This is a genomic window from Epilithonimonas zeae (genome assembly GCF_023278365.1).
GTDB classification, from domain to species: Bacteria; Bacteroidota; Bacteroidia; order Flavobacteriales; family Weeksellaceae; genus Epilithonimonas; species Epilithonimonas zeae_A.
Map to the genome: position 1 here is coordinate 1,799,999 of NZ_CP075338.1, position 24,837 is coordinate 1,824,835.

24 protein-coding genes are annotated in these 24,837 nt (G+C 35.0%); 10 read left to right on the plus strand and 14 right to left on the minus strand.

The window, feature by feature from the left end; translation table 11 throughout:
• The first annotated feature begins 87 nt into the window (after positions 1-87).
• Together KI430_RS07950 and KI430_RS07955 are read left to right on the plus strand one after the other, a co-directional pair.
• On the plus strand, positions 88-762 hold the full coding sequence (locus KI430_RS07950) for a T9SS type A sorting domain-containing protein (RefSeq protein WP_248877927.1): 675 nt from the start codon (positions 88-90) through the stop codon (positions 760-762).
• Positions 763-859: 97 nt separating this feature from the next.
• Positions 860-1,864: a DHH family phosphoesterase gene (locus tag KI430_RS07955; protein ID WP_248877929.1), complete on the plus strand. Its 1,005-nt coding sequence runs from the start codon at positions 860-862 to the stop codon at positions 1,862-1,864.
• 182 nt (positions 1,865-2,046) lie between these two features.
• Here the strand turns inward: KI430_RS07955 and KI430_RS07960 are convergent, their stop codons facing one another.
• From KI430_RS07960 to tilS, 7 genes are all read right to left on the minus strand, one after another.
• Complete coding sequence (locus tag KI430_RS07960; protein ID WP_248877932.1) at positions 2,047-2,412, minus strand: DUF1304 domain-containing protein; 366 nt, start codon at positions 2,410-2,412, stop codon at positions 2,047-2,049.
• A 1-nt stretch (position 2,413) separates the two neighbouring features.
• Entirely contained in the window at positions 2,414-3,196 is a 783-nt protein-coding gene (locus KI430_RS07965; RefSeq protein WP_248877934.1) for an alpha/beta fold hydrolase, read from the minus strand.
• Between the two features lie 3 nt (positions 3,197-3,199).
• Entirely contained in the window at positions 3,200-3,697 is a 498-nt protein-coding gene (locus tag KI430_RS07970; protein WP_248877935.1) for a hypothetical protein, read from the minus strand.
• A 73-nt stretch (positions 3,698-3,770) separates the two neighbouring features.
• Entirely contained in the window at positions 3,771-4,289 is a 519-nt protein-coding gene (locus KI430_RS07975; protein WP_248877936.1) for an ExbD/TolR family protein, read from the minus strand.
• Positions 4,290-4,415: 126 nt separating this feature from the next.
• On the minus strand, positions 4,416-4,850 hold the full coding sequence (locus KI430_RS07980; protein ID WP_248877937.1) for a GNAT family N-acetyltransferase: 435 nt from the start codon (positions 4,848-4,850) through the stop codon (positions 4,416-4,418).
• Positions 4,850-6,919 (minus strand): protein-disulfide reductase DsbD family protein, encoded by a 2,070-nt coding sequence (locus KI430_RS07985; protein WP_248877939.1) that lies wholly within the window; start codon positions 6,917-6,919, stop codon positions 4,850-4,852. Before KI430_RS07985 ends, KI430_RS07980 begins: the two co-directional genes overlap by 1 nt.
• Positions 6,920-6,928: 9 nt before the next feature.
• A complete protein-coding gene (tilS, locus tag KI430_RS07990; RefSeq protein WP_248877941.1) occupies positions 6,929-8,182 on the minus strand; it encodes a tRNA lysidine(34) synthetase TilS in 1,254 nt (417 codons plus the stop codon).
• Positions 8,183-8,341: 159 nt separating this feature from the next.
• Between tilS and KI430_RS07995 the strand changes: the two genes are divergently transcribed.
• The 3 genes from KI430_RS07995 to KI430_RS08005 all read left to right on the plus strand — a co-directional run bounded on the left by KI430_RS07995 (position 8,342) and on the right by KI430_RS08005 (position 10,829).
• Complete coding sequence (locus tag KI430_RS07995) at positions 8,342-9,178, plus strand: flagellar motor protein MotB (RefSeq protein WP_074233243.1); 837 nt, start codon at positions 8,342-8,344, stop codon at positions 9,176-9,178.
• A gap of 256 nt (positions 9,179-9,434) precedes the next feature.
• The gene (locus tag KI430_RS08000) at positions 9,435-10,082 is read left to right on the plus strand and encodes an O-methyltransferase (protein WP_120214595.1); all 648 of its coding nucleotides are present in this window, start codon (positions 9,435-9,437) and stop codon (positions 10,080-10,082) included.
• 30 nt (positions 10,083-10,112) lie between these two features.
• Positions 10,113-10,829 carry a C40 family peptidase gene (locus tag KI430_RS08005; protein ID WP_248877943.1) on the plus strand — a complete coding sequence of 239 codons (717 nt, stop codon included), beginning with the start codon at positions 10,113-10,115 and terminating at the stop codon, positions 10,827-10,829.
• A gap of 51 nt (positions 10,830-10,880) precedes the next feature.
• Here the strand turns inward: KI430_RS08005 and KI430_RS08010 are convergent, their stop codons facing one another.
• The 6 genes from KI430_RS08010 to KI430_RS08035 form a co-directional block, all read right to left on the minus strand.
• Positions 10,881-11,135: a hypothetical protein gene (locus tag KI430_RS08010; RefSeq protein WP_248877945.1), complete on the minus strand. Its 255-nt coding sequence runs from the start codon at positions 11,133-11,135 to the stop codon at positions 10,881-10,883.
• A gap of 20 nt (positions 11,136-11,155) precedes the next feature.
• Positions 11,156-13,327, minus strand: coding sequence for a TonB-dependent receptor plug domain-containing protein (locus KI430_RS08015; RefSeq protein WP_229728398.1), 2,172 nt, complete (start codon positions 13,325-13,327; stop codon positions 11,156-11,158).
• 295 nt (positions 13,328-13,622) lie between these two features.
• Positions 13,623-14,264 (minus strand): acetyltransferase, encoded by a 642-nt coding sequence (locus KI430_RS08020; RefSeq protein WP_248877947.1) that lies wholly within the window; start codon positions 14,262-14,264, stop codon positions 13,623-13,625.
• Between the two features lie 119 nt (positions 14,265-14,383).
• Positions 14,384-15,193, minus strand: coding sequence for a 3-deoxy-8-phosphooctulonate synthase (gene kdsA / locus KI430_RS08025; protein WP_248877949.1), 810 nt, complete (start codon positions 15,191-15,193; stop codon positions 14,384-14,386).
• 119 nt (positions 15,194-15,312) lie between these two features.
• Complete coding sequence (locus tag KI430_RS08030; protein ID WP_248877951.1) at positions 15,313-15,846, minus strand: DUF1697 domain-containing protein; 534 nt, start codon at positions 15,844-15,846, stop codon at positions 15,313-15,315.
• A 162-nt stretch (positions 15,847-16,008) separates the two neighbouring features.
• Positions 16,009-19,494 carry a DUF2723 domain-containing protein gene (locus tag KI430_RS08035; RefSeq protein ID WP_248877953.1) on the minus strand — a complete coding sequence of 1,162 codons (3,486 nt, stop codon included), beginning with the start codon at positions 19,492-19,494 and terminating at the stop codon, positions 16,009-16,011.
• Positions 19,495-19,699: 205 nt separating this feature from the next.
• On the opposite strand from KI430_RS08035, the gene KI430_RS08040 reads away from it, so the two are divergent.
• The 4 genes from KI430_RS08040 to KI430_RS08055 all read left to right on the plus strand — a co-directional run bounded on the left by KI430_RS08040 (position 19,700) and on the right by KI430_RS08055 (position 22,706).
• A complete protein-coding gene (locus tag KI430_RS08040) occupies positions 19,700-20,737 on the plus strand; it encodes a PLP-dependent cysteine synthase family protein (protein ID WP_248877955.1) in 1,038 nt (345 codons plus the stop codon).
• 76 nt (positions 20,738-20,813) lie between these two features.
• A complete protein-coding gene (locus KI430_RS08045) occupies positions 20,814-22,085 on the plus strand; it encodes an aminotransferase class I/II-fold pyridoxal phosphate-dependent enzyme (protein ID WP_248877957.1) in 1,272 nt (423 codons plus the stop codon).
• A gap of 104 nt (positions 22,086-22,189) precedes the next feature.
• Complete coding sequence (locus tag KI430_RS08050; RefSeq protein ID WP_248877959.1) at positions 22,190-22,420, plus strand: addiction module component CHP02574 family protein; 231 nt, start codon at positions 22,190-22,192, stop codon at positions 22,418-22,420.
• Positions 22,410-22,706, plus strand: coding sequence for a type II toxin-antitoxin system RelE/ParE family toxin (locus KI430_RS08055; protein ID WP_248877961.1), 297 nt, complete (start codon positions 22,410-22,412; stop codon positions 22,704-22,706). The genes KI430_RS08050 and KI430_RS08055 overlap by 11 nt, the downstream gene beginning before the upstream one ends.
• 6 nt (positions 22,707-22,712) lie before the next feature.
• On the opposite strand, the gene KI430_RS08060 is transcribed toward KI430_RS08055, so the two are convergent.
• The gene (locus KI430_RS08060; RefSeq protein ID WP_248877963.1) at positions 22,713-23,429 is read right to left on the minus strand and encodes a phytanoyl-CoA dioxygenase family protein; all 717 of its coding nucleotides are present in this window, start codon (positions 23,427-23,429) and stop codon (positions 22,713-22,715) included.
• Positions 23,430-23,662: 233 nt separating this feature from the next.
• Here KI430_RS08060 and KI430_RS08065 point away from each other — a divergent pair.
• Positions 23,663-24,837, plus strand: a protein-coding gene (locus KI430_RS08065) for an IS3 family transposase (RefSeq protein ID WP_248874265.1) whose coding sequence is annotated in 2 segments (ribosomal slippage) — positions 23,663-23,921 and positions 23,921-24,837 — 1,176 coding nt in all. Because the reading frame shifts where the segments join, the coding sequence is not laid out codon by codon here.

Here is a 24,837-nt window from a genome sequence, read left to right on the forward strand (position 1 = left end):
AGATTTCAGAAATCATAATATAAAATATATCAATAGGTTGAATTATAAAATAACTGTAACTTTATACTCAAATTAAAACTATAACTAATGAAAAACCTTTACATTTTACTTTTCGCAGCCAATTTATGCTTGGCACAAAGCTCTGATCTTATAAACACAAACTGGCAAGTCACAAAGGTTGTAGGAGAATTATATCCTGACCAACTTCCTCCACCGATGCCTTACCAGCAAGTTACACAGTTCAGCAGTAATCCTTCAAAACTTAATTTATCATTTTTTAATAGTGTTATATCCAATGTAATTTATAGTAATAATGATACGTTTGCTATAAGCGACAAAGTTTGTACTCTAGCCTCTTTTCTGGATGATAATGGCGAAGTGAATCAATTCTTTGGAAAATTATGCGGTTTTTTTGATAATGGAAATAATTACCATTACACTATTCAAAACAATGGAAGTGAAAAGACCTTAGTCATTAGTAACTCTATATTTCAAGAGATTCATTTTAAATCTGCTCAACTTTCTGTAAAAGATAATGAATCAATTAAACCAAGTGTTTTCCCAAATCCAGCAACCGAATACATTGTCGTTGAAAACCTGAAGACTAATTCTAATATTGAATTAATTGACAGTTCTGGAAAATTAGTAAAAATGATTTCTAATAAATCCTCACGAGAAGAAATCGACATTAAGAATCTGATTCCAGGAATTTATTATTTAAAAGCAGATGGAAAAATGATTCAAAAGGTTATCAAAAAATAAATTTTAATCAATCAAATAAAAATCGGTTCAAGTTTGAGCCGATTTTTTTATTTTAAAGTTCTACCTTTGAAAATTCATTATTCCCAAATAATCGTTTATGTTTACAGACAAAGAAATTTCAGAAATCAATCATCTTCTCATTCCGGAAAACAATATCGTTATCGTAACGCATCATAACCCCGATGGAGACGCAATTGGTTCTTCTCTTGGTCTTAAACATTACTTGAAAACAAAAGGAATTGATGCCACCGTAATCACTCCCAATGATTTCCCGAAATTCCTAAAGTGGATGCCGGAAGCGAAACAAATTGTAATTGGCGAATACAAAAGAAAAGTAGCTGGTGAAGCCATCTATAATGCTGATGTTATTTTCTGTCTCGATTTCAATTCGCCTACAAGAATTGGGATTTTAGGAGATTGGGTTACGAAATCCAGAGCAAAGAAAATTTTGATTGATCATCATCAGATGCCGGAGCAATTTGATTATGTTTATTCTGACACAACGGTTCCAGCGACTTGCCAGATGGTTTATCATTTCATCCAAGCGAATCAAGACGAAAAATCGGTGAACATTGATATCGCACAATGTCTTTACACCGGAATAATGACAGACACTGGTGGATTCCGATTCCGTTCTACGAGTGCAACGACTCACAGAATTGTTGCTGACCTTATCGAAAAAGGTGCTGATCCGGCCATTATCACGTCCAATACCTGGGACACGAATACAATCTCCAGATTACATTTACTTTCTTTGGTTCTTAGCAGAATCGAATTAACTAAAGAAGGAAAAGTGGCCATACTTTGGCTGAAACGTTCTGAACTGAAAGAATACGGCTTCGACAAAGGTGATACGGAAGGTTTTGTGAATTATGGACTGAGTGTTTTGGGAACCAAAATGGCGGTTTTCTTTATGGAAGACCTTTATGAAGATTTTATCAAAATCTCTTTCCGTTCCAAAGATTCTGTGGACACCAATCAGTTTGCTCGAAAATACTTCAACGGTGGCGGACATATCAATGCTTCCGGTGGAAAATATTTCAAATCTATAGAGGAAACAATTGAGGATTTCAAAGAAAAAATTGAAGCGGAAGATTTTTAGGAAGAATCAAGATAAAAGATCAAAGGCAAAAGAAGCAAAGTTTGATTGATCAAAAATTTCACTTGACACTGAAAATTTGATTGACCGACAAATCCCTAACCCCGATAGTAGCGGCATCCTTTTTCTTTTTTTGCTAAAAAAGAAAAAGATATAGCGGATAGCGGGAAATAGCTCCTAAAAATCTATCTCAAAAAGACAAAAACCAGTGCAATAATCGCTGGTAAAGCCTGAACGAAAAATATTTTCCTCGAAGCTGATAATGCGCCGTAAATTCCTGCTACGATAACACAACCTAAAAAGAATATCGAGACATTTTTTGACCAAATCTGGTCGCAAATAAAGAAACTCCAAATGAGTCCAGCCGAAAGAAAGCCGTTGTAGAGACCTTGGTTCGCAGCGAGTTTTTTAGTTGGTTTGAACATCTCATCTGGCAATGAACCTCGGAATGTTTTTTTGCCTAGAGTTTCCCAAGCAAACATTTCCATGTAAAGGATGTAAAGATGTTCCAGAGCGACGATTGCGATGAGGATTTTTGAGATAATTTCCATTTTAGAAAACAAAATTTTTAGGTAAATGATGTAGTAATTCTGTATTGATAATCGCAGCGCAAATCTCCGGTTTTTCCCAATGACCGTTGTGTCCGCAGTCCAAAACGTAAGATTTGATATTGGTTCTGTCAGGAAGATTTCCAATTGTTTTTTCTGAATTGACCGCCGAATCGTGTTTGCCTGCCAAAACCAAAATTTTACCTTCGAAGTTTTCTAAAACAGGTTTTCTATCGGAACGCTCAATCATTCCTTTTTGAGATGCTAAAACACCTTCAACAGACGATGTATAGGCTGTTTCTTTGGCTAGCTTGATTTTGGATTCCAGAATATCGTGTTCATTTGGGTTGAAAAGATTCGGGACACCTGCGTTGACGAAAGCTCTGAGATTTTCTTTGATGATTCTTAAACCTTTTCTTCTGGTTTCTTTTTTCATTTCGTCATCGGCAAAATAAGTTGAGAAAAATAAGGTAAATGACTTCAAAAGTTCAGGATATTTTTCTGCAAAAGCCAAAGAAATATAACCGCCCATAGAATGTCCAAGCAAATGAAATGTTTTCAAACCCAATTCATCCGTTACTTTTTTGACTTCATCCGCCATTATCTCGGAAGTCTGAATTTCCGCAACAACATCAGACTTTCCAAAACCCGGCAAATCGATTTTTATCATTCGGAATTTCTCTGACAGAAACGGAATCATATCATCCCAAATCGAGAGATTTTCCATAAAGCCGTGAAGCAAAACCAGATTTTCCGTTCCTTTTCCTTCGATTTCGTAATTGAGCATCATTTACAATTTAATAATTATTTTATCTCCAAACCCTGCATTATTGACGGATTCATAAAGTTTAAACGTTTTCCCACCATCTTTGGTGGAGAAATTTTTCTTCCCTTTTCTTACATCCAATTTTCCATTATCATAGTCCAAGATACTTTGCGTGATGGTTCCGTCGAATTTAAGATTTTTCGGTGAGGTCATTCTTGCATTGCCTTCAATTTTCACAAAATTACTTCCCGATTTATTTTCGCCTGAGACTTGATATTCATCTTGACCGATTTTTGTAAAAGTGATTTTTCCTGTTCCATTCACTTGGTCGTGAGTCAAAGAATGTATTCCAGACAAATCTTTGTAGGCGCGACTGCTGAGAATACTGTCATTAATTTTTGTTCTAGCTGCATTGATTGAATCGATGATTTTCACACTATCAACTTTCGAGGCTGTAGTTTCTTCAGATTTTTTACAAGAAACGATTAAAAAAGGAATAAGAACTGGAATTAGTTTTCTCATAGTTTTAATTTTCCTCACGAAAATAAATAAAAAAGAGCGTCCTGAGACACTCTTTATAAAATATTTTTTTTAATTATTGAACTTTATTTTGGTACAATTCCTTTTCTTTATCATTCATTTCCGCAATTCCATAACGTTCGGATTTAGTCAGTGCCAATTCATCTAACATATCAATGACTGTTTTATATTCTGAATCATCTGCAGGTTTTACAATGACTGTGAAGTTTTCTTTTTTAGGCGCATTTGCTTTTGCTGTTTCAATTGTTTTTGCAACCTGAGCTTTATCAAATGAAACTTGTTTTAGACTATTATCATTCAAATCTTTTTTATCCGCTTGATAATAGAAAACTTTACCTTCTTTACCTAAAATAAATGTAATTGAATTTTTATAATTAATTTCTGTTGGTTCTCCAGTATTTCTCGGAGGATTGGAAAAATTGATGGCGTTTGGTTTCGAGAAATTGGTTGTGAACATAAAAAATGTAATCAATAAGAATCCCAAATCCACCATTGGTGTCATATCCACACGAATTGGTTTCTTGTTTTGAGTTTTCTTTCCGTTAGATTGTTCTTTAATTTGTACTTCTGCCATAGCTTTAAGTTTTAGTAGTTAGTAATAGAAAATAAAAATCCATAACGATTCTTCATCATTATGGATTTTTGAATACAAATTATGTACCTAAAATTTTATTTTATTATAAAAATATTATTTATATAATTATAAATTTTGCCATTGTTCAAAAGTCATCTGAAATTTGATTTCTTTTCCGTGTGTTCCGATTTCTTCCCAGCCAGAAAATTTGTAGAATTGTTCAGCTCTTGTTTTTGGCGCAGTTCCCAGCCAAACTGTAGTTTTTGTCTGTTGAAAATACCAGCTCAACATCAGATTATGTAACTGTTTTCCGATGCCTTGCTTTTCGAATTTAGGTTTTAGAAACAATGCCCAAATATTGCTTTCAACCAAATCTACGATGGCGAATCCTACAATTTCATTTTCAATTTCGCAAACCCAACCTTTTCCGTTGTCTGTTAAATAAATCTCGTAATCTTTATCTTTTACAACATCCGGATTGGACAATTGATTTTCATTTACAGAATTGCGGACAATCTGCATTTGTGGAATATCGCTGATATTGGCTTCTCTGAAAATCATTACTTATTTTTAAAATAATCAATTCCACATTTTAGGAATTTTTTGAAATCCTCTTTTGGCATATAGCCTGAAACAGGCGAATTAATCACCTTTTGGTCAGGCGTTACCAAAACATAGTGCGGCTGGGAATTATTATTGAAGTTAACCTGCTGGAACAGACTCCATTTGTCGCCAATAGTTTTCACTTTCTTCATTTGACCTTCGCCCATATCGATTTTGATCTGTTCATTTTCCGGCAGCTCTTCTTTGTCATCCACATAGACTGAAGCGATAATCACATCGTTTTGAAGAATCGGTAAAATATCATCCTGACTCCAGACAAATTCCTCCATTTTTCGGCAATTTTCGCAACCATAACCAGTGAAATCAATCAAAACAGGCTTGTTTTCTTTCTTAGCTACTTCTATCGCTTCAAAATAATTATGATAAGGCTTTAAGCCAAGAATTCCGTCTTTCTCTTCGTGGAAATAACTCACGTTTAATGGCGGTAAAATCCCACTTAGCAATTGTAATTTTGGTTTTTCTGATGGAATCAATCCTTGAATCAAATACGCTACAAACACAATTCCGAAAACACCCAGAATTCTTCTTCCTAAACTAATTTTCGGTTTTTTATCATCGTGAGGAAATCTGATTTTCCCAAATAAATAAACCACTAATCCAATCGCAATGATAATCCAAAGCACGATGAACAATTCTCTTTTCAGCAAGAATGTTTTGGAAACCAAATCTGCTTTTGACAAGAATTTCAAAGCCAAAGCCAACTCTATAAATCCAAGAACAACTTTCACAGTGTTCATCCAGCCGCCGGATTTTGGTAAACTTTGCAACGCTTGAGGAAATAACGCTAACAATCCGAAAACCAATGCCCAAGCCAATCCAAAACCAGCCAAAGCAAACGTTAATAATGTCGGAACATTAGTCGCTCCAGCAACAACACCACCTAATAAACTTCCTAAAATTGGACCTGTACAAGAGAACGAAACAATCACTAAAGTCAAAGCCATAAAGAAAATCCCAATCAACCCGCCCGCTTCTTCCGCTTTGGAAGATTTGTTAGCGATAGAACTTGGCAATGTAATTTCGTAATATCCGAAAAAGCTCAATGCAAAGAATAAAAATATGGCGAAGAAAAATAAATTCAGCCAGATATTAGTTGAAATCTGATTGAAAATATTACCCGAAATTCCATCAATAATATGAAATGGAATACTCAATAAAACGAAAATCAGCAAAATAAAGAAACCGTAAATAAACGCATCTCTTTTTCCTTTTGCTTTGTCTTTGTTCCCTTTTGTAAAGAACGAAACCGTCAACGGAATCATTGGGAAAACGCAAGGTGTCAACAACGCAATTAGTCCGCCTAAGAATCCTAAACCGAGAACCAACCAATTGTCATCATTTGGTTTTTGCTGAGCAGCTCCGCAATTCGTCAAAGGATTTTTGAAGTCCAGAGAATTAACTTTCAAACCTTCTTGTTTGGCAACAGCAGGCGTTTCAATATTTGTAGGTTTTAGAATTGTTCCTACTTGTCCTGCCGGAGCGACTTCGTAAACTGTATCTTTTGTTTTTTCTAAAGTTCCTTCAGGAGCAACAGCCGTTTTACTTCCTTCAATTTGTTTTTCAAATTCTAAAGTATTTGGTGCCAGACAAACGCGGTCATTACAAGTCTGATACATTATTTCAGCTGTAATTGTTGCTGGTTTTGTCGCATCTTTTGGTTTGAATTTTTGCTTGAAAACGACTTTGTTTGAATAATAAACAATCTGAGCACCAAAAGCTTCCGAAAACTCATCGTGTTTTTTTCCTATTTCCTGAACTTTTCCAAGCAATTGAATTCCCTGTTTTGAAGTAATTTTAAATTCAGTTGGGATTCCGGAATCTGGTGGCAAATCTTGCGAATAAATATGCCATTTATCTTCAATAGTTCCAGTTAAAACTGCTTCATATTCGTCTTTCCCAACAGATACAACATCGAATTTGAACTTAATCGGGTTTTTTATCTGTGCATTGAAAATAGTTATTATTAATAGAAAAAGTGTTGACAACACCAGTTTGAAATCTTTCATTTTTTGATATTAAATTTTTACTTCCAGAGAATCCGAATTTTCAGAACTGAATCTCCCGTCCTGACGTAAAGGCAATACACCTAAAATTTGGTCATTCGTATCACAAAGAAGCCAGATTTTTTGCTTCGCTAAAATAGACAATTTTTCATCCTTAAAAAACTTCGAAATTTTCTTTTTACCAATCATTCCAATAGGAAAAAACAAATCACCTTCCTGTTTTTTTCTCAATTTCAAAGGTATTTGAATCTTATTTTTATCAATTTTCCAAAAACAAGTACCGAATTCCTGAATCTCACTTTTAATATTTTGAGGAATTACGATTTCATCATCAACAATTTCAAGCAAAACTTCTTCTAAATCCTCACTTCTGACTTCTAGCTTATCACTAAAAATCAATTCGTTTCTATTAATGATTAAGTGAAATTCAGAATTGAAAAATGAACTTCCGGTTTGCGCAGTGAGAACTTTCTGCATTTCGTTTTCATCATTGAAACCAAATCTTTTCAAAATCTCATATCGAATCAATTCAGATTCTTCTGAGAATTTTTGTTTATCGATTATGATTTGATTTTTGCTGGAATTTATTTTGAGAACTTCAATTTTCTCATTCACGGATTCATCAATAAAATCTTTAGCCTGATTAATATAATTGATACTTTTTGAAAAATTGGTCAGAAAATCCGGATTTACTTTTTCCAATTCAGTAACGATATTGTGCCGGATTTTATTCCTTAAATAATCTGTTTTCTGGTTGGATTGATCTTCCCGGAATTCAATCTGATTCTGTTTTGCAAAATCGTAAATCTCTTCCTTAGAAAAATCAAGAAGCGGACGAATAATTCCATTTTCATTTTTCGGAATTCCACTCAAACCTCGGATTCCTGAAGCTTTAGAAAGATTAATGATAAAAGTTTCCAATTGGTCATTCAGATGGTGTGCCGTGACTAAAAAATCAAGATTTTCTTTCTTCTGAATTTCCCTAAAAAAACGATAACGCAATTCTCTCGCCCAATTTTGAATTGAATTTTCCGGTTTCTTATCAACCTCCGAAACGTCATACAAATGAAAAGGAATCTGATGTTGGTCACAAAAGTTGGAAACCAGCTTTTGATCGAGCTTAGAATCCTCATTACGAAGATGATAATTGATGTGTGCAATTTGAAAATTAAATCCTGAAACCTGAAATAAATCAGCCAAAACCATAGAGTCCACTCCTCCACTTACAGCCAAAAGGTATGTTTTTTGTTGTGGTTGGTTGAGCATTTGCTCTAACAGATTTTGAAATTTTAAGAGACTTAACACAATTTTATAACGAAACATTAAGTTATAAGCACAAATATACAGTTATTAATTCTTACTTTTGAAACGATTTAAAAACCAATAACCGCTCAATAAAAACAATAAAACAAATAAATATTTACTATGAGATTATTTAAAATTTTGACCATTACAGCCGTGGGACTTTCCCTTGCTTCTTGTGTCAGCAAAAAACAATTCGATGCACTTAATCTGAACTACAAACAATGTATAGAAGATGCGGGTGAAAGAATGCGCCAAATCCAAGATTTGAAAGGAGAAAACTCTTCTTTGAAAGGTCAGAATGACTTGCTAGTTGGACAAAACAACGCTCTTAAATCCAGTTTGGATGCTTGTTTATCTAACGCAGGAAAAGGTTCTGCGAACATTGATAAATTAGTTGGAGAAATCAACGCTTCCAATGCTTACATCAAGCAATTGATTTCTGGAAAAAGTAAAAACGACAGTTTGAATTTGGCTTTATCTAACAAGTTAAAACGTTCTCTTGATAATGTAGCTGACCAAGATGTAGATGTGAAAGTTCTAAAAGGTGTGGTATTGATTTCATTATCAGACAAAATGCTTTACCAAGTTGGAAAATATGACATCCAACCAGCTGCAGCAGATGTTTTAGCGAAAGTTGCTAAAGTAATCAACGATTACGATACTTATAGTGTTTTGATTGAAGGTAACACAGATAACACGCCATTGAACAGTGCCAACGCGCCAAGAGACAACTGGGATCTTTCCGCATTGAGAGCGACTGCCGTTGCCAAAGTTCTTCAAAATCAGTTTGGTGTGAATCCTAACAGAATCACGGCTGGTGGTAGATCCGAGTACAACCCTAAAACGACAAACGCATCAGTTTCCGGACGTGGAGAAAACCGTAGAACGGAAATTATCATTATGCCAAAATTGGATGAGTTTATGAAGTTGATGGACATTGCTCCAGTAAAAAAATAAATAATAAAAGATGAATGATAATTAATAATTCATTCAGGATTTATAAAACTAACCTTGTCAGAAATGGCGAGGTTTTTCTTTTTTATTTGGGGCAGCATTATCCGTCTCCCGTTCATAATCTTTTTTTGCCTAAGCTTTCCAAAAGGAAAAAGGATTTCCACACAAGCCGGGCTGCAGATTCGACATCAATACAACATCGATCATAACTTAAACATTTAGTACCTTTGAACCTCAAACCAAAAACTCCGAACTCCTAATGAGTTATTTCGAAGAATTAGATAAAGAAATGGACAGATACTTGGAAGAAACCGCTTCCGAAGAACCTGCCATTCTCAAAAAATTAAGAAAAGAAACTTATCAGAAAACGACTCAACCACATATGATTTCCGGTTATCTTCAAGGTCGTCTTTTGAGCATTTTATCACATATTATCCAGCCAAAAAATGTTTTGGAAATCGGGACTTTTACAGGTTACGCAGCGTTGAGTATGGCAGAAGGCATACCGAAAGATGGGAAAATCTACACGATTGATAAGAATGAAGACCTAGCTTATATTCCACAAAAATACTTTTCAGAAAGTGATTACAAGGATCAAATCGAATTCATCATTGGTGATGCGAAAGAAGAAATCAAAAAACTGGATAAAGTTTGGGATTTGATTTTCATAGACGCGGACAAGGAAAGCTATCTGGAATATTTGAAACTCATCAAACCCAATCTCCGCTCGGGAAGTATCATTTTGATTGACAACGTTCTTTGGTACGGAAAAGTCCTTGAAAATAATCCGAAAGATAAACAAACAGAGCAAATCAAACTCGTGAATAAAATCATCGCCGAAGATTCTGATTTCGAAAATCTAATCTTACCTTTGCGAGACGGATTACACTTGATTAGAAAGAAATAATTCGTATTTTTAAATTCATAATTGATTGAAATGAATAAAGGCATTTGCAATGTTTCCATCGCGCCACTGAGAGCAGACAGTTCTGACAAAAGCGAAATCGTATCCCAACTACTTTACGGTGAGTCTGCGGATATCATCGAGGTTAAAGATAATTGGACCAAAATCATAACGCATTATGATAATTACGAAGCGTGGATGGACACAAAACAAATTTCGCCTGTTTCTGATGAATTAATAACATCAAGAAAAAGAAATCTTGTGAAAGAACCTTTCCAATCTACAATGACGGAAAGTGGAAAAGTACTTTTATCAATGGGTTCTGAAGTTAATTTTGAAACGACTGCGCCGACTCGCGGACGTGACCTCAGCGAAAGTATTGTAAATTGTGCTAAAGAGTTTCTAAATGTTCCTTATTTGTGGGGCGGAAAAAGCTTTTTCGGAATCGATTGCAGTGGTTTTACGCAAATTATTTATAAAATACACGGCATCAAAATACCAAGAGATACTTATCAGCAGGCAGAACTCGGAGAGGCATTAACTTTTATCGAAGAAGCAAAACCAGGCGATTTGGCATTTTTTGAAAATTCTGAGGGAAGGATTATCCACGTCGGCTTTATTCTGGCAGACCAAAAAATCATCCACGCTCACGGAAAAGTGAGAATTGACAGTTTAGATTCCACTGGGATCTTCAATAAAGACCAAAATAAGCATACCCATAAATTGAGATTCATCAGGTCTTATTTTTAAAATAAAAGCTTCCAAATCTGGAAGCTTTTTCTATTTATTTTAAGGGAAAAATCAACTGAGTAAATTTCTGTTCTTCATTTCTTCTTTTATTTTCCCATAGCTAAAAATATTAGCAATTACCAAAGGAATAAAAGTTAATGGCAAAATTGTAAAAACGCCAAATCCCTTACTAACTGTGATATAAAGGCAAGTTATAAGAAGCAAAATAAAAATACTGAAAAAGATTTTTAAAAACATCCTTGCTTGCTTGAATGACTTTTGTAATTCTTCATTCGATAATTCGGTGAGGTTTTGTGACTGTTTCATTACTTTATTTCTCAACTGTACTACAATTTGAATTCCAATTTGACATTGAAGAATCTTCCTGTCAATCTAACCGGCACCGGATAATACAATTGTGGCGAAGAATTCACGTCACTGATCCATTGGTTGGCAATCGTATTATTAATATTAAATGCATTGAAAATCTGAACGCCTAAAGTCAGTTCTTTAAATTTGCCCCAGAAATTACCACTTGCCTTGTTGTCTTTTTGGTCAATAAAGACTTTCGTCAGACCAATATCAACTCTTTTATAAGAAGGTAAAGTTTTCTGGTAACGGTAAGCTGCCAGATAATCCGGCAAACCTGCTGCATCAAATAAAACCGGTGTTCCAGAATTAATTCCGCTGGCGAAGGTCAGCGTTAAATTAACTCTCATACTTGGAAACTTCGGCATATAATCCTGGTAGAACATAGAAAAACGGAAACGCTGATCCGTAGGTCTAGGAATATATCCGTTTCCATCAATATTTTCATAAACTCTCGCATAGCTTGCAGAAATCCAAGAATCAACTCCCGGAACAAACTGCCCGAATAATCTTGCATCCAAACCATAAGCATAACCTTCCGCATTATTTTTACCGGAATATCTTACTCTTACATTATCCAGATAATATGGAATTAAATTTTCCATTTTCTTGTAATAAGCTTCGGTTGTCAATTTGAAAGGTTTTCTGTTATCATTATTTCCAATCTTGAATTCATAGTCGTTGGCAATGATGATCTGATAAGATTTTTGAGCTTTGATATCCGAATTGAAACTTCCTGTCAGATCCTTAATCTCCTTATAGAAAGGTGCCTGATAATAGACACCTCCGGAAACTCGGAACAACATATCCATATCCCAGTTAGGTTTGATGGCAAATTGTGCTCTTGGACTAAACAAGGTTTCTTTATTATAACTCCAGTTCTGAACTCTTGCTCCACCATTAACAAAGATTCTGTTGCTTCCCCAATAGAATTTTTTAGAGAATTGAGCATAAGCAGAAATTCTTGTCGGTGTAATATTGTTTTGTCCTGCGATGTAATATTTAAGATTAAGATCAGAAGTATCAAGATTTCCAGGAATAACGAAATCTCTAGGATTGCTGTAACCGATAGAATCTACAAACTGCCACTCATTGGTGAAATCCTTAATCGTTTCTCTTTCGAATTTTGCACCAACTTCTATATCGGTATTGACATCCGGGGAGAATTTGGTTCTGAATTGAGAACCAACAACTCTAACTAATAAGTCATTCCTTGCGTGATCGATTTGGCCACCTGCATCATAGCCTGCAACAGGATTTCCTTCCTCATCAAATGCTTCCAAGATATAACCAGAAGCCAAAGAATAGTATTCTCTTTCTCTGTTTTGGTAAGCAAAATTATCTAAACTGAACTGCCATTTTTTACTAGGTTTGAAGTTAACGCTTACCGTTCCCATCATATTTTTGTACTGATCATCTTCTTGCCCGTTGTAGAAAACAGTCAGTTTTAGAGGCTGTAAAAGACTACCAAAATCCACTTCTTTCTGCTTCGGAACCATCTGATAATCGTTTTTTGCATAGTAACCTAAGAAAGACAGAGACCACTTTTCATTGAACTGATAATTAAGATAGGTCTGCAAATCCATATATCGTGGATTGAAATCTGTATCTTCATTCAGAGTATTAAGAACCAAATTGGTATTTCTATAACGTGCAGAAACTAATCCTGTAAATTTTTTATCTTTTGATGCAAAACCAGTTGTCAAACGTCCGCCAATCAAACTTGCTTCTCCGGAAAGTTCGAATTTCTCAGGTTGTCTGTAATAAATATTAAGCGCAGAAGACATTTTATCACCATATCTCGGTTCAAACCCACCCGCAGAAAAGTTGATCATCCCTACCATATCAGGATTGATGATACTCATCCCTTCCTGCAAAGAGTTACGAGTCAAAAACGGACGATAAAGCTCAACATCATTAATGTAAATTAAGTTCTCATCATAATTTCCACCTCTTACCATAATCTGGGAAGATAACTCGGAATTGGAATTGACCGATGGTAAACTTTTCAAAAGGCCTTCCACGCCACCTCCTAAAGAAGCCACTTCTCTCGCTTCTTTCACAGATATCTCAACCGAAGTCAAATCATTGGTTTTACGGATTCCTTTTTTCTGGAAAACAACTTCCTGAATCTCTGTAGCATTAGCCACTGGTAAGAAAAGAACATTAACAGTTTGAGATTTTGGTGATGTTTTGATGGTTTTAGAAAAACCTTTGAAGTTTTCTTTTTGCACTTTCAGTTCTTTTTCAGAATCAGAAAGCGGAATTCTTACAAAACCGTTTTTATCGGTCTGATAAGTCTGGTCATTATAGGTAACCTCAGCTTCTGAAACTGCTTTACCGTCTTCATCGAGAACTTTTAAATTGATTTGAGAAAATGCCAAAACGGGCAAAAAGAAAAGAATTAAAAGAATATTTTTCAATGCGTATATTTTTAAACTAAATTTAAATTATTTTTTCTAATTTCCTTAAAGGATTACCTATATAAACCCCTTCTTGATGAATATTTTTTGTTACAACGGCACCCATTCCAATTGTTACATTATCACAAATTTCAACACCATTTTTTACAGTAGCATTGGTCCCAAAGTAAACGTTATTTCCAAATTTACAATCTCCACTTATATTAACACCAGGTGCTGTAGTAAAATAATCCCCTATAATACAGTCGTGACCTATAGTTGTATTGAGATTAATTTGACTATGTTTTCCTATCATAACATTAGTTGTAATAATTGATCCTGCAGTTACAATACCTCCCTCACCGATGATATTCTCATCATCCATTATCAACGCATTTTCATGAATCAATGTTAAATAAGAAGTATCTGTAGGCAGCCTTTCAACAATACTTTTTCTTGTTAACGGATTACCAACCCCTATTATTACGTGATATTCTTGAGAATTAAATTCATCAAATGACATTATTGGAAATTTAGTTTGATTTTTAATCAATTTATCCAAATTATCATCCATAAAGAAAATCTCATTTTTTTGAATTTCTAAAATGGAAAAAAAATTACTGTAGCTATAATAAATTTCTCTACCGAAACCTCCTGCACCAATAATGCAAATTTTTTTTATCATAAATCTTGTGTGTTATGACAAAAATAAATAATAAATAACAAAACCTTAAGAATATTTTAGAAATATTTAAGGTTTATTTCTAACTCATAAAAAAAGCCCGAATAAATCGGACTTCAATTTTATAATATCGCTTCTCTGATTCTTGTCAGTTTCCCAAGCAAGTCATCAAGCAAATCTAATTTCAACATATTCGCACCATCAGATTTCGCTACAGAAGGTTCGGGATGGGTTTCGATAAATAATCCGTCAGCTCCAACTGCAATTCCAGCTTTGGCAATCGTTTCAATCAACTCTGGTCTTCCGCCCGTCACGCCAGAATTTTGATTCGGTTGTTGAAGAGAGTGCGTTACATCCAAAATCACCGGAGAATATTCCCTCATTGTCGGTATTCCACGGAAATCTACAACCAAATCACTGTAACCAAACGTATTTCCTCTTTCGATAATTGCCGTTTTATCATTTCCGGAATCTTTCACTTTCTGAACAGCAAATTTCATTGCTTCTGGTGAAAGAAACTGTCCTTTTTTAAGCGTCACTGCTTTTCCAGTTTCTGCTGCTGCAATCAACAAATCGGTTTGTCTAACTAAGAAAGCCGGAATTTGCAAAACATCCACATATTCTGCAGCCAAAGCGGCGTGCCCATTCTCGTGAATATCTGTTGTCGTAGGAATATTGAAGGTCTCTCCCACTTTTTTAAGAATCTTCAAAGCTTTCTCGTCACCGATTCCTGTGAAAGAATCTACACGGCTTCTATTTGCCTTTCTGAAAGATCCTTTGAAAATATAAGGAATATTGTATTTGTCGGAAAGCTTCACGATATGTTCTGCAATCTGCAAAGCCATTGTTTCATCTTCGATTGCGCAAGGTCCTGCAATCAAGAAAAAGTTCTTGGAATCTTTGTGATGAATCTTATCTAAATATTGTATCATTTTTTTGATTTTAAATTATAAAGTTCAGATTGTTTTATGTCTGAAAATCGAATACAAATATACGGAATTAATGCAGGAAAACCTTTTCCAACTCAAACTATCGAAAGGGTTGAAATTATCTATTTATTAAGTTTATTAATAATCTTTTCGAACGTATTCACATTCCTGCTCGTCATTTTATCTTTCAGACTTTTCTTGCCAAGAATTTTCCCGAAATTAGAATCTAAAGTCTGTCCTTTCGGAACTTGCCAATAGAATATATTGTTGACGATTTTAGCTTTCTCTCCTTCTGCTTTGCTTGATTTCTCAAATTCTTCCAACAATGTTTCTTCTACTTTTTCTGAACCGAGGAAAACGTAATTATGAAAATTCTCGATTGTTGGAAATGGGTCATTTTTTAAAATTTCAATAACTTCTTTTTCATTTTTGATGAAAAGAAAAGCTTCGTAATTGAAATGATCTGACATTGCTTTTTCCAAAATCTTCTTTAATTCCACAGAATCTTTATCGGATTGAAACAGAATATTCCCACTCGCCAAAACCGAAGATACGTTTTGGACACCTGCATCAGTAAAGACTTTGCAGACATCTGCCATTTTCATATTGGTTCCTTTAACATTCACGCCACGGAGGAAAGCAAAAAAGTTGTTCATAGTTGATAGTTGATAGTTGATAGTTGATAGTTGATAGTTGATAGTTGATAGTTGATAGCAAAATTACACTTTAAAACTTTGACTGAGTGATAATATTTAAAACAAAAACCCTTTCAGAGCTCTAACTCTGAAAGGGTTGGTATAGTTTCAGTAGATAACTCTCTACTGCGTGACTTTCATCAATTGTTTTGTGATGTTATCCATCTTTTCAGCTTCGTAAGTCGTATCGTAATCTTTCATAATATCAAACAGATACGAGTAGAATGATGTTACTTTCTGTACATCATCTGCTTTTTTGAAAGCTTTCTCTTTGCCCATCTCCTGCAAATCCTTAATGAATGTATTGAATCTCTTATCAATGACATTCAGAGAGTTGACAAGATATTCATAACCTTTGTCTTTCTGACCGATTTTATTGTAAGCATCCGAAACTGCACCCACAACAAGGGAATATTCCATTGGTTTGGTTTTCATCTGTCTTGCTGCATAAACCTGGAACTTAGGAGATAATCTTGTGTAATAATCGTACTCTTCGAAGATTCCTTTCTTAAGGTCTTCTGCCAGTTTCAGTCCTTTTTGCTCTTGTCCTGCAACGATATAAGCGTAAACAATAGAACTCAAAGACCTTGGGTCATTATATTTTGAAACCGGGATTTCTCTGCTTGCCAAATCCAGAATTTCAATTGCCTTTTGCTTCTCACCTTTCAGCACCAATGCCTCAGCCGCTCTACTTGCCGATGATCTGTAACCGATGATATTCTGCGTACAAGTTTCGTCAAAATGGACTTTCAAATCTTTGAAATTACCCCATCTGTAATTTTTCACAATGTTGTAAAGCTCGTCCGCATTCACCATTCCTAACTCGCCATCCGGAGACTCTTCGGTTTTGATTGGAACCAATCTGTAGCTGAATCCATCAAACTTAAGATAATTGGACAAGAAGAATAGATTACTTCCGTCATAAATCCCACCGCTTGAGAAGTTGATTGGGCGTTTCCAATCGAAGTTGGCCAGGATATCCAGCATCATCATATTATTCTTGAACATACTAGAACCTTTATAATCGATGACGATTTGCTTTTCTGCTTTCTGCGCTTCGGCAGGCGTGATAATTCCTGATTTAACGGCATTATTGACATTGACTGGAAGTACAAATTTGGAAACCGGAAGGAAGTTGAATTTCTGATAACGCTCTTCTCCGAAAATCATTTTCACGATTTCATCTTTTTCCGGCGATTTCATTTTCAGGAAGTTAACAGCTTCCTTCATCGTGATCGAATCCTGAGTCAGATATTTTCTGAAGGCTGCAAATTCTGTATCCGGTGCGCCTTGGTCTTTTAGATTAGCAAAAATATTAGACCAATCGTCTTTCGTCATCATATAAACCTGGTCATTGGAACCTTCACGATAATCTTCGTGAGTCAAAGTTGACGGAACAGGCATAGAGTTATATGTTCTTCTTTTAACCTGATCGATATTCCAAGGCGTAGATAACAATGTAAAATTCACAACTTTTACGTCTGGACGAAATTCCTCAGTCTCCTGAATGGCCCAAACCGGATAGGTATCATTATCACCATAAACGAACATTATTCCGTTTTTAGGCAAAGATTTCAAACTAGAATAAGCATAATCGTAAGCTGTGTAACGCCCGCTTCTGTCGTGAACATTATAGTTCTGGAAGCCCATCATAAAAGGAATTCCTAGTAGAACAACACCCACGATAATCTGAGCCGATTTGCTTTTTACTTTTTTCTGAAGCAGCCAATAGATTGATGCAACACCTAATCCAATCCAAATCGCAAATGCATAGAACGAACCAACCATCGCATAATCTCTTTCACGAGGTTCGAATGGCTTCATCCCTGTATAAAATACAATTCCGACACTTGTTAAAATGAATAAAGATAATATCGCATAGAATCTTCCGAAATCTCTGTTCAGCTGGAAGAAAAATCCTAACAATCCTAATATCAATGGCAACATAAAGAACTTAACCGTACTTTCATTCTGGAATTTAGCAGGCATTTCGCTTTGGTCTCCCCAAATATTATTATCGATGAAAGGAATACCTGTGATGAAGTTTCCATTCGTATTTTCCATATGACCTTCGACATCATTCTGGCGACCAGCAAAATTCCAAAGAAGATATCTTCCGAAATAATAGTAATTCTGGAACGTAATGAAGTAATCCAAATTCTGAGCTAATGTCGGTTTCTGAACATTGATGATTCCGAATTGTTTCGCCTTCAGATAATCATCCATTTTGATGGTTCCATTCTCATATTTTTGACGAAGTTCATCAAAGAATTGTTTTGCTTCAGGACTTTCAGAGATTTGTTCATTACCATAATTGAAAGTAAAATCCGGCGCACCATACATCGAAATGTAATTTGGCATTACCGATTTATCCTCACTGAACATCCTCGGCAAGAAGCCAACGTGCTCCTCACTGAAAACATAATTGAACTTCTCTCCTACCAAGCGGTAACGCCCTGTCTGAGCATCTCTTTCGTAAGTATCACCCGTTTTTTTCGTTTTGTAACTTCCGTCTTCATTTTTCTGGATACCGTTCGGATCTAGATAAGCTGTGTAGTTTTGACCGTACAAAGTTGGCCAATCCCCGTACTGTTCACGGTTGTAATAATCCAACATTCCGATGGCGTTATCCGGGTCATTAAGGTTCATTGGTGGATTGGCGATTGCCCGGATTGGAATTACCAACCAACAAGAGAATCCTATCATCATATAAACTATAGATAATGCAATAGTTTGATACAATGATTTTCCAGTTTTTCTTGTATAAGTAATGAACAAATAACAAAGAACAACCAGAATAACAAATGCGAAAACCGTCCCCGAATGGAAAGGTAAACCTAATCCGTTAACAAAGAATATTTCAGATTTCCCGAATAAAGTCATTATAACAGGGAAGATAATTTTAAAAACAATCGCAAGGATAACCAACGTTACAGCATTTGCAATTAAAAATGACTTCCAAGTGAATTTATAATTTCTTGTGTAATAAATCAGACAAACTGCAGGCAGCGCCAACATACACATCATATGCACTCCTACGGACAATCCGATGATAAAGAATAAAAGGATAATCCATCTTTCGTTGTCTTTTTCAAGATATTCGTTTTCCCATTTGGTAATCAGCCAGACAATCAAAGCAATAAACATACTTGCCATTGCATAAACTTCACCTTCAACTGCAGAGAACCAAAATGTATCTGAAAAAGTAAAACATAAAGCCCCGACTGTTCCTGCAAATAACGTTGCAATTTCTTCGGCAATCGTTATATTTTCGAATTCTTTATTCAATAATCTTCTTACAAGATGTGTAATCGTCCAGAATAAAAACAGAATTGTAAAAGCACTAAACAAAGCCGACATTGCATTAATTACCAAAGAATAATGTTGTCCATCACCAAATGCAAATAATGCTACAACAGCTCCAACCAATTGAAAAAGCGCAGCTCCAGGTGCGTGAGTAACCTCCAACTTAACAGCTGAGGAAATATATTCTCCACAATCCCAAAAACTAAAATTGGGTTCTATGGTTGATAAATAAGTGATAAATGCAATTACAAAAATGACCCATCCCAAGATGGTGTTCCACTGTTTAAAAGTCCAATTCTTCATACGGAAAATGAAATATCGGCGAATTTAACATTTTTGATTCAGTTATCTGAGTTTTTAACAAAAATTAAACTTTATAAATGAGTGAAAATTAACCAAATAATTTACAATATATCACACATCTAATATATTAATGTCTCAAAACCAAAAACATTGCGATTTTTTTTTTATTTTTGCAGACAGTTTTTGAGAGAAAAATGATAATAAAATGATGAATGTACACGATAATATTCTTGGTTTGATTGGCAACTCCCCGTTGGTCAAGTTAAATCAGGTTACCAAGGACATTCCTGCGACGGTTTACGCTAAGTTGGAGTCTTATAATCCTGGACATTCTACGAAAGACAGAATCGCTCTTCACATTATAGAAAATGCGGAAAGACAGGGAATCTTAAAATCAGATTCTGTAATCGTAGAAACAACTTCCGGCAATACAGGTTTTTCCATAGCAATGGTTTGTATCGTAAAAGGTTACAAATGCATCCTTGCAGTTAGTGACAAAACAAAAGCTGAAAAAATTGCTTATTTGAAAGCTTTGGGCGCAACTGTTTATGTTTGCCCAGCTTCTGTTCCTGCAGACGACCCAAGGTCTTATTATGAAGTGGCGAAGAGAATTGCTGCAGAAACACCCAACTCGGTTTATATCAATCAATATTTCAACGAATTGAATATTGACGCACATTACCAGACTACAGGCCCTGAAATCTGGAAGCAGACAGAAGGTAAAATTACACACCTATTTGCGTGCACAGGAACTGGAGGAACGCTTTCCGGTTCTGCTAAATATCTAAAAGAACAAAATCCTGATATCAAAGTAATTGGCGTAGATGCAGATGGCTCTATTCTGAAAACTTACCACGAAACAGGAAAAATCAATAAAACAGAAATTCATCCTTATCAGATTGAAGGTCTTGGGAAAAATTTGATTCCGGGCGCACTTTTATTTGATACAATTGATGAATATGTAAGAGTTAACGATGAAATGTCTGCTTACAGAACCCGCGAAATTGCTCTGAAAGAAGCTATAATGGGTGGTTACACAACTGGAGCAGTCACTCAGGCTTTGATTCAGTATGCGAATTCTCACGAGTTCAAAGAAGATGATTTGATTGTATTAATTTATCCAGACCACGGTTCTCGCTATATTACTAAAGTTTATAGCGACAAATGGATGGAAGAACAAGGCTTTATCAACAATTGTTTCCACAATTACGATGAAGTTTTCAAAACAGAAATTATCAAATAAAATTTAATCACAAAATTTATAACCTTTTGTCAAGCAAAAGGTTTTTTCAATCAATAAAAAATATCAGTTAGAAAAAATGGACATTTTTGAAAGAATAAAACAAAATCCTGGTCCACTAGGACAATTTGCAGATTATGGCGAAGGATACTATATTTTCCCAAGATTAGAAGGACCAATTGGCCCGAGAATGAAGTTTCAGGGAAAAGATGTTATTTTTTGGAGTGCTAATGATTATTTGGGAATGTGTAATCATCCCGAAGTTTTAGAAGCCGATGCTAAAGCCGCTGCAGAGTTTGGAATGTTTTATCCGATGGGAGCCAGAGCAATGTCCGGAGAAACTGAGCAACATTTGCAATTGGAAAGAGAATTAGCAGATTTCGTGAAGAAAGATTCTGCTTATCTTTTGAATTTCGGTTATCAGGGAATGGTGTCTTGTATCGATGCGTTGGTTTCAAGAAATGACGTAATCGTCTATGACGTAGATTCTCACGCTTGTATCGTGGACGGTGTTAGATTGCACGCCGGAAAACGTTTCACTTACAGACACAATGATATCGAAAGTTTTGAAAAGAACTTAATCAGAGCTCAAAAGGTCACTGAAGAAACAGGCGGAGGAATCTTGGTAATTACCGAAGGGGTTTTCGGAATGAGAGGACAACAAGGAAAACTAAAAGAAATCTGCGCGCTTAAAGACAAATATAAATTCAGAATCTTGGTTGACGATGCTCACGGATTCGGGACATTGGGAGAAACCGGTGCCGGAGCTGGAGAAGAGCAAGGCTGTCAGGATCAGATTGATGTTTATTTCTCTACGTTTGCCAAGTCTATGGCTGGTTTCGGCGCATTCTTAGCTGGAGATAAAGAGATTATCCGTTATTTAAAATTCAACCTGAGGTCTCAAATTTTTGCCAAATCTTTGACCATGCCAATGGTAATCGGAGGTTTGAAAAGATTAGAACTTCTGAGAACAAGACCAGAAATCAAAGCTAAACTTTGGGAAAATGTTGAAAAACTTCAAGGTGGACTTAAAAAAATCGGATATAACCTTGGAGATACCAATACTTGTGTAACGCCGGTTTTCATACAGGGAACACCTGTTGAAGCGACTTTATTAGTTAAAGAATTGAGAGAAGATTACGGAATTTTCACCTCTGTTGTGGTTTATCCGGTCATTCCAAAAGGAATGATTCTTTTAAGATTGATTCCAACCGCTTCTCACACTGATGCAGAAATCAACGAAACACTTGCAGCTTTCGAATCAATTTATAACAAATTAGCAAGCGGTTATTACAAAGAAGCTGAAGCTAAATTATTAAAAGAACAAAACTTAGAGTTCAAACCAATTTAATTTTTTTGGTTCATTTATAAATAACCCTTTTAGAGTTTTGTATTCTGAAAGGGTTTTTCATCTAATAAAAAATTGTAATTTTGAGAGAGAAGATTTGAGAAAAAATGAAACCACAAATTATACAAGACCATAATGGAAATCCAACGGGTGTTTTTATCCCAATCAAAGAGTGGGAGGAATTGAAAAAACAATATCCTGAAATTGACAACAATCCATCTTTTGAGCTTTCTAATGAACAAAAAAAAATATTGGATGAAAGATTAAAAGCCGATAAAAAAGAATTTATCTCCGCAAGAAAAGCTTTAAACAATATTCGTCATAAATATGGCTTATGAAATTGTTATTCTTGACAGAGCTCAGGAAGAAATCAATAGTGCTTTTGAATATTATGCCGAAATTTCCATTGCCGTTTTAAAGTCTTTTGATGAACAATTGGAACAAGTTTATCAAAGATTAGAAACGAACCCATTTTTCCAATCACGATATAAAAACTTGAGAGCTTTACCTTTTAAAACTTTTCCATATATTACTTTCTTTACGGTTGATGAAAATGAAAAAACTGTATATATCTACTCCGTTTTCAATACTTCTCAAAATACCGAAAAATATCCAAAAGGTTAATTGCATTTAATTCAATCTTTCAGACCATTCCAATTCTTTTGGTAATTCGAGGTTAGAAAATTCTATATGAATGACTCTTCGCTTTTTGTTGTTGACTGTTCTGTTGGAGCCGTGTAGAATAAGAGGTTTCATAATCATCACTCCACCTTTTTTCACAGAGCAGATTTCTTCTGTTTCAACATTCCAATCAATAGTTTCTGGGCGATAGATTTCTTTGCTGTGAGAATTGGAAACAACTTTCAAAGCACCATTATTTTTATCAGTATCATCGAGATGAATCCTAATCGTAAATATATTTTTTAAATATTCAATCGGAGGCTGAACTGCAAATTGATTCTGCTTCGTTGTCCAAGGTCCAAAACCTTCCAAGTCTAATTTCTTATTAACAGAAATTGTCAAATCCTGATGATAAGCAACATACCAATTGGATTTCTCAGGTTTATCAAAATAGATACTTTTGACTACAAAATAATCATTACCAAAAACTTCGTTAATAATTTTCTTGATACTATCGTTAAAAATAAACTGATGACTTTCTGGAACTTCTTTCAAAAATTGTCTTATCGCAAAAAGGTCTTCCGACTTTCTGAATGTCTCTTTTGAAGTATCGATAGATTCAATTATATTAATGATTTGATTAATTTCTTTCTCAGAAAAAATGTCATTAATGATTGTGAATCCTTTTTCGAAGATTTCGGTTTTATGTTTTTGTAATTGTTGCATTAAAACAAATCATTTTTGTTTTTCTATGATTGGAATTTGGAAAGGATTAGAATCATTCTTACTTCTGTACAAAGCTATAAAACTCTTGTTTTTATAAATTTTCCCATAAATGAAATTAAACTTTCGTTTGTCGTAATCGTCGAAGTATATTATTCTATCAATTATTTTATAAGTGCTGGATGTACTAATTTAGCTTCCAGTTAAAGTTAAGCATAAAACCTTAATTTTAACCTATGAAAGGAGAGCGAAAAATCTACGATCCTGCTTTTAAAACCAAAGCTGTTGAGCTAAGCAAAGAACGAACTAATGTGTCAGAACTCGCAAGGGAGCTGGGAATCGCAGTCACGCTGCTTTACAAATGGCGTAAGGAGTACGAAGAATTTGGAGAAAGAAGTTTTCCAGGGAATGGAAAACTGAAACTGACACCCGAACAGGAAAAGATTCATGAGCTGGAAAAAAAGTTGAAGGATGCAGAATTAGAACGAGATATATTAAAAAAAGCAATCGGCATCTTCTCCAAGAGCGGTCGCTGAAATATAAATTCATAAAAAATAATGAATCTATTTTCCCGATTGAAAAGATGTGCAATGTTTTAAAACTATGTTCCAGTGGTTATTACAAATGGAAAAACAGGCCTTGCAGCAAGAAATTGCTTTTGAAGGAAAAAATAAAACAGCAAATCACTTCAATATATTTTTCATCAAAACAGCGCTATGGCAGCCCTAGGATTACGTCTGAGCTAAATTCCTTGGGTTACAAAATATCCCGAGTCACAGTGGCTAAATATATGAAAGAGCTTGGACTGCGAAGTAAACTGAGCAAGAAATTTAAAGTGACTACAAACTCTAAACACAATTATTTGGTGGTAGAAAATGTGCTGGACAGGAATTTTATAGCCGAAAAACCTGCGCAAGTTTGGGTTTCTGATATTACCTACATTCAAACCAAAGAAGGATTTTTGTACTTGACAACAGTGATTGATTTGTATGATCGGAAAATCATTGGATGGAGTTTAAGCAACGGAATGAGCACCGAAGAGACAAGTCTTTCTGCCTGGAAAATGGCTGTCAAAAACAGAAAAATAGGGGAAAGTCTAATTTTTCATAGCGACAGAGGCGTTCAATATGCAAGCAGAAAATTTGCAAATACTCTGGAATTTTATGGAGTTACAAGAAGCATGAGCCGGAGAGGAAATTGTTGGGATAACGCTGTGGCAGAGAGCTTTTTCAAATCTTTGAAAACAGAACTGATTTATGGAAACAAGCTTATTACAAAAGAAAAAATGGAGCTGGAAATATTTGAATATATTGAAATATGGTACAACAAAAAAAGACGCCACAGTGCCTTGAATTATCAAACTATTGAAGAGTTTAACAATCAAAACAAAATTTATCAAAATGTAGCTTAA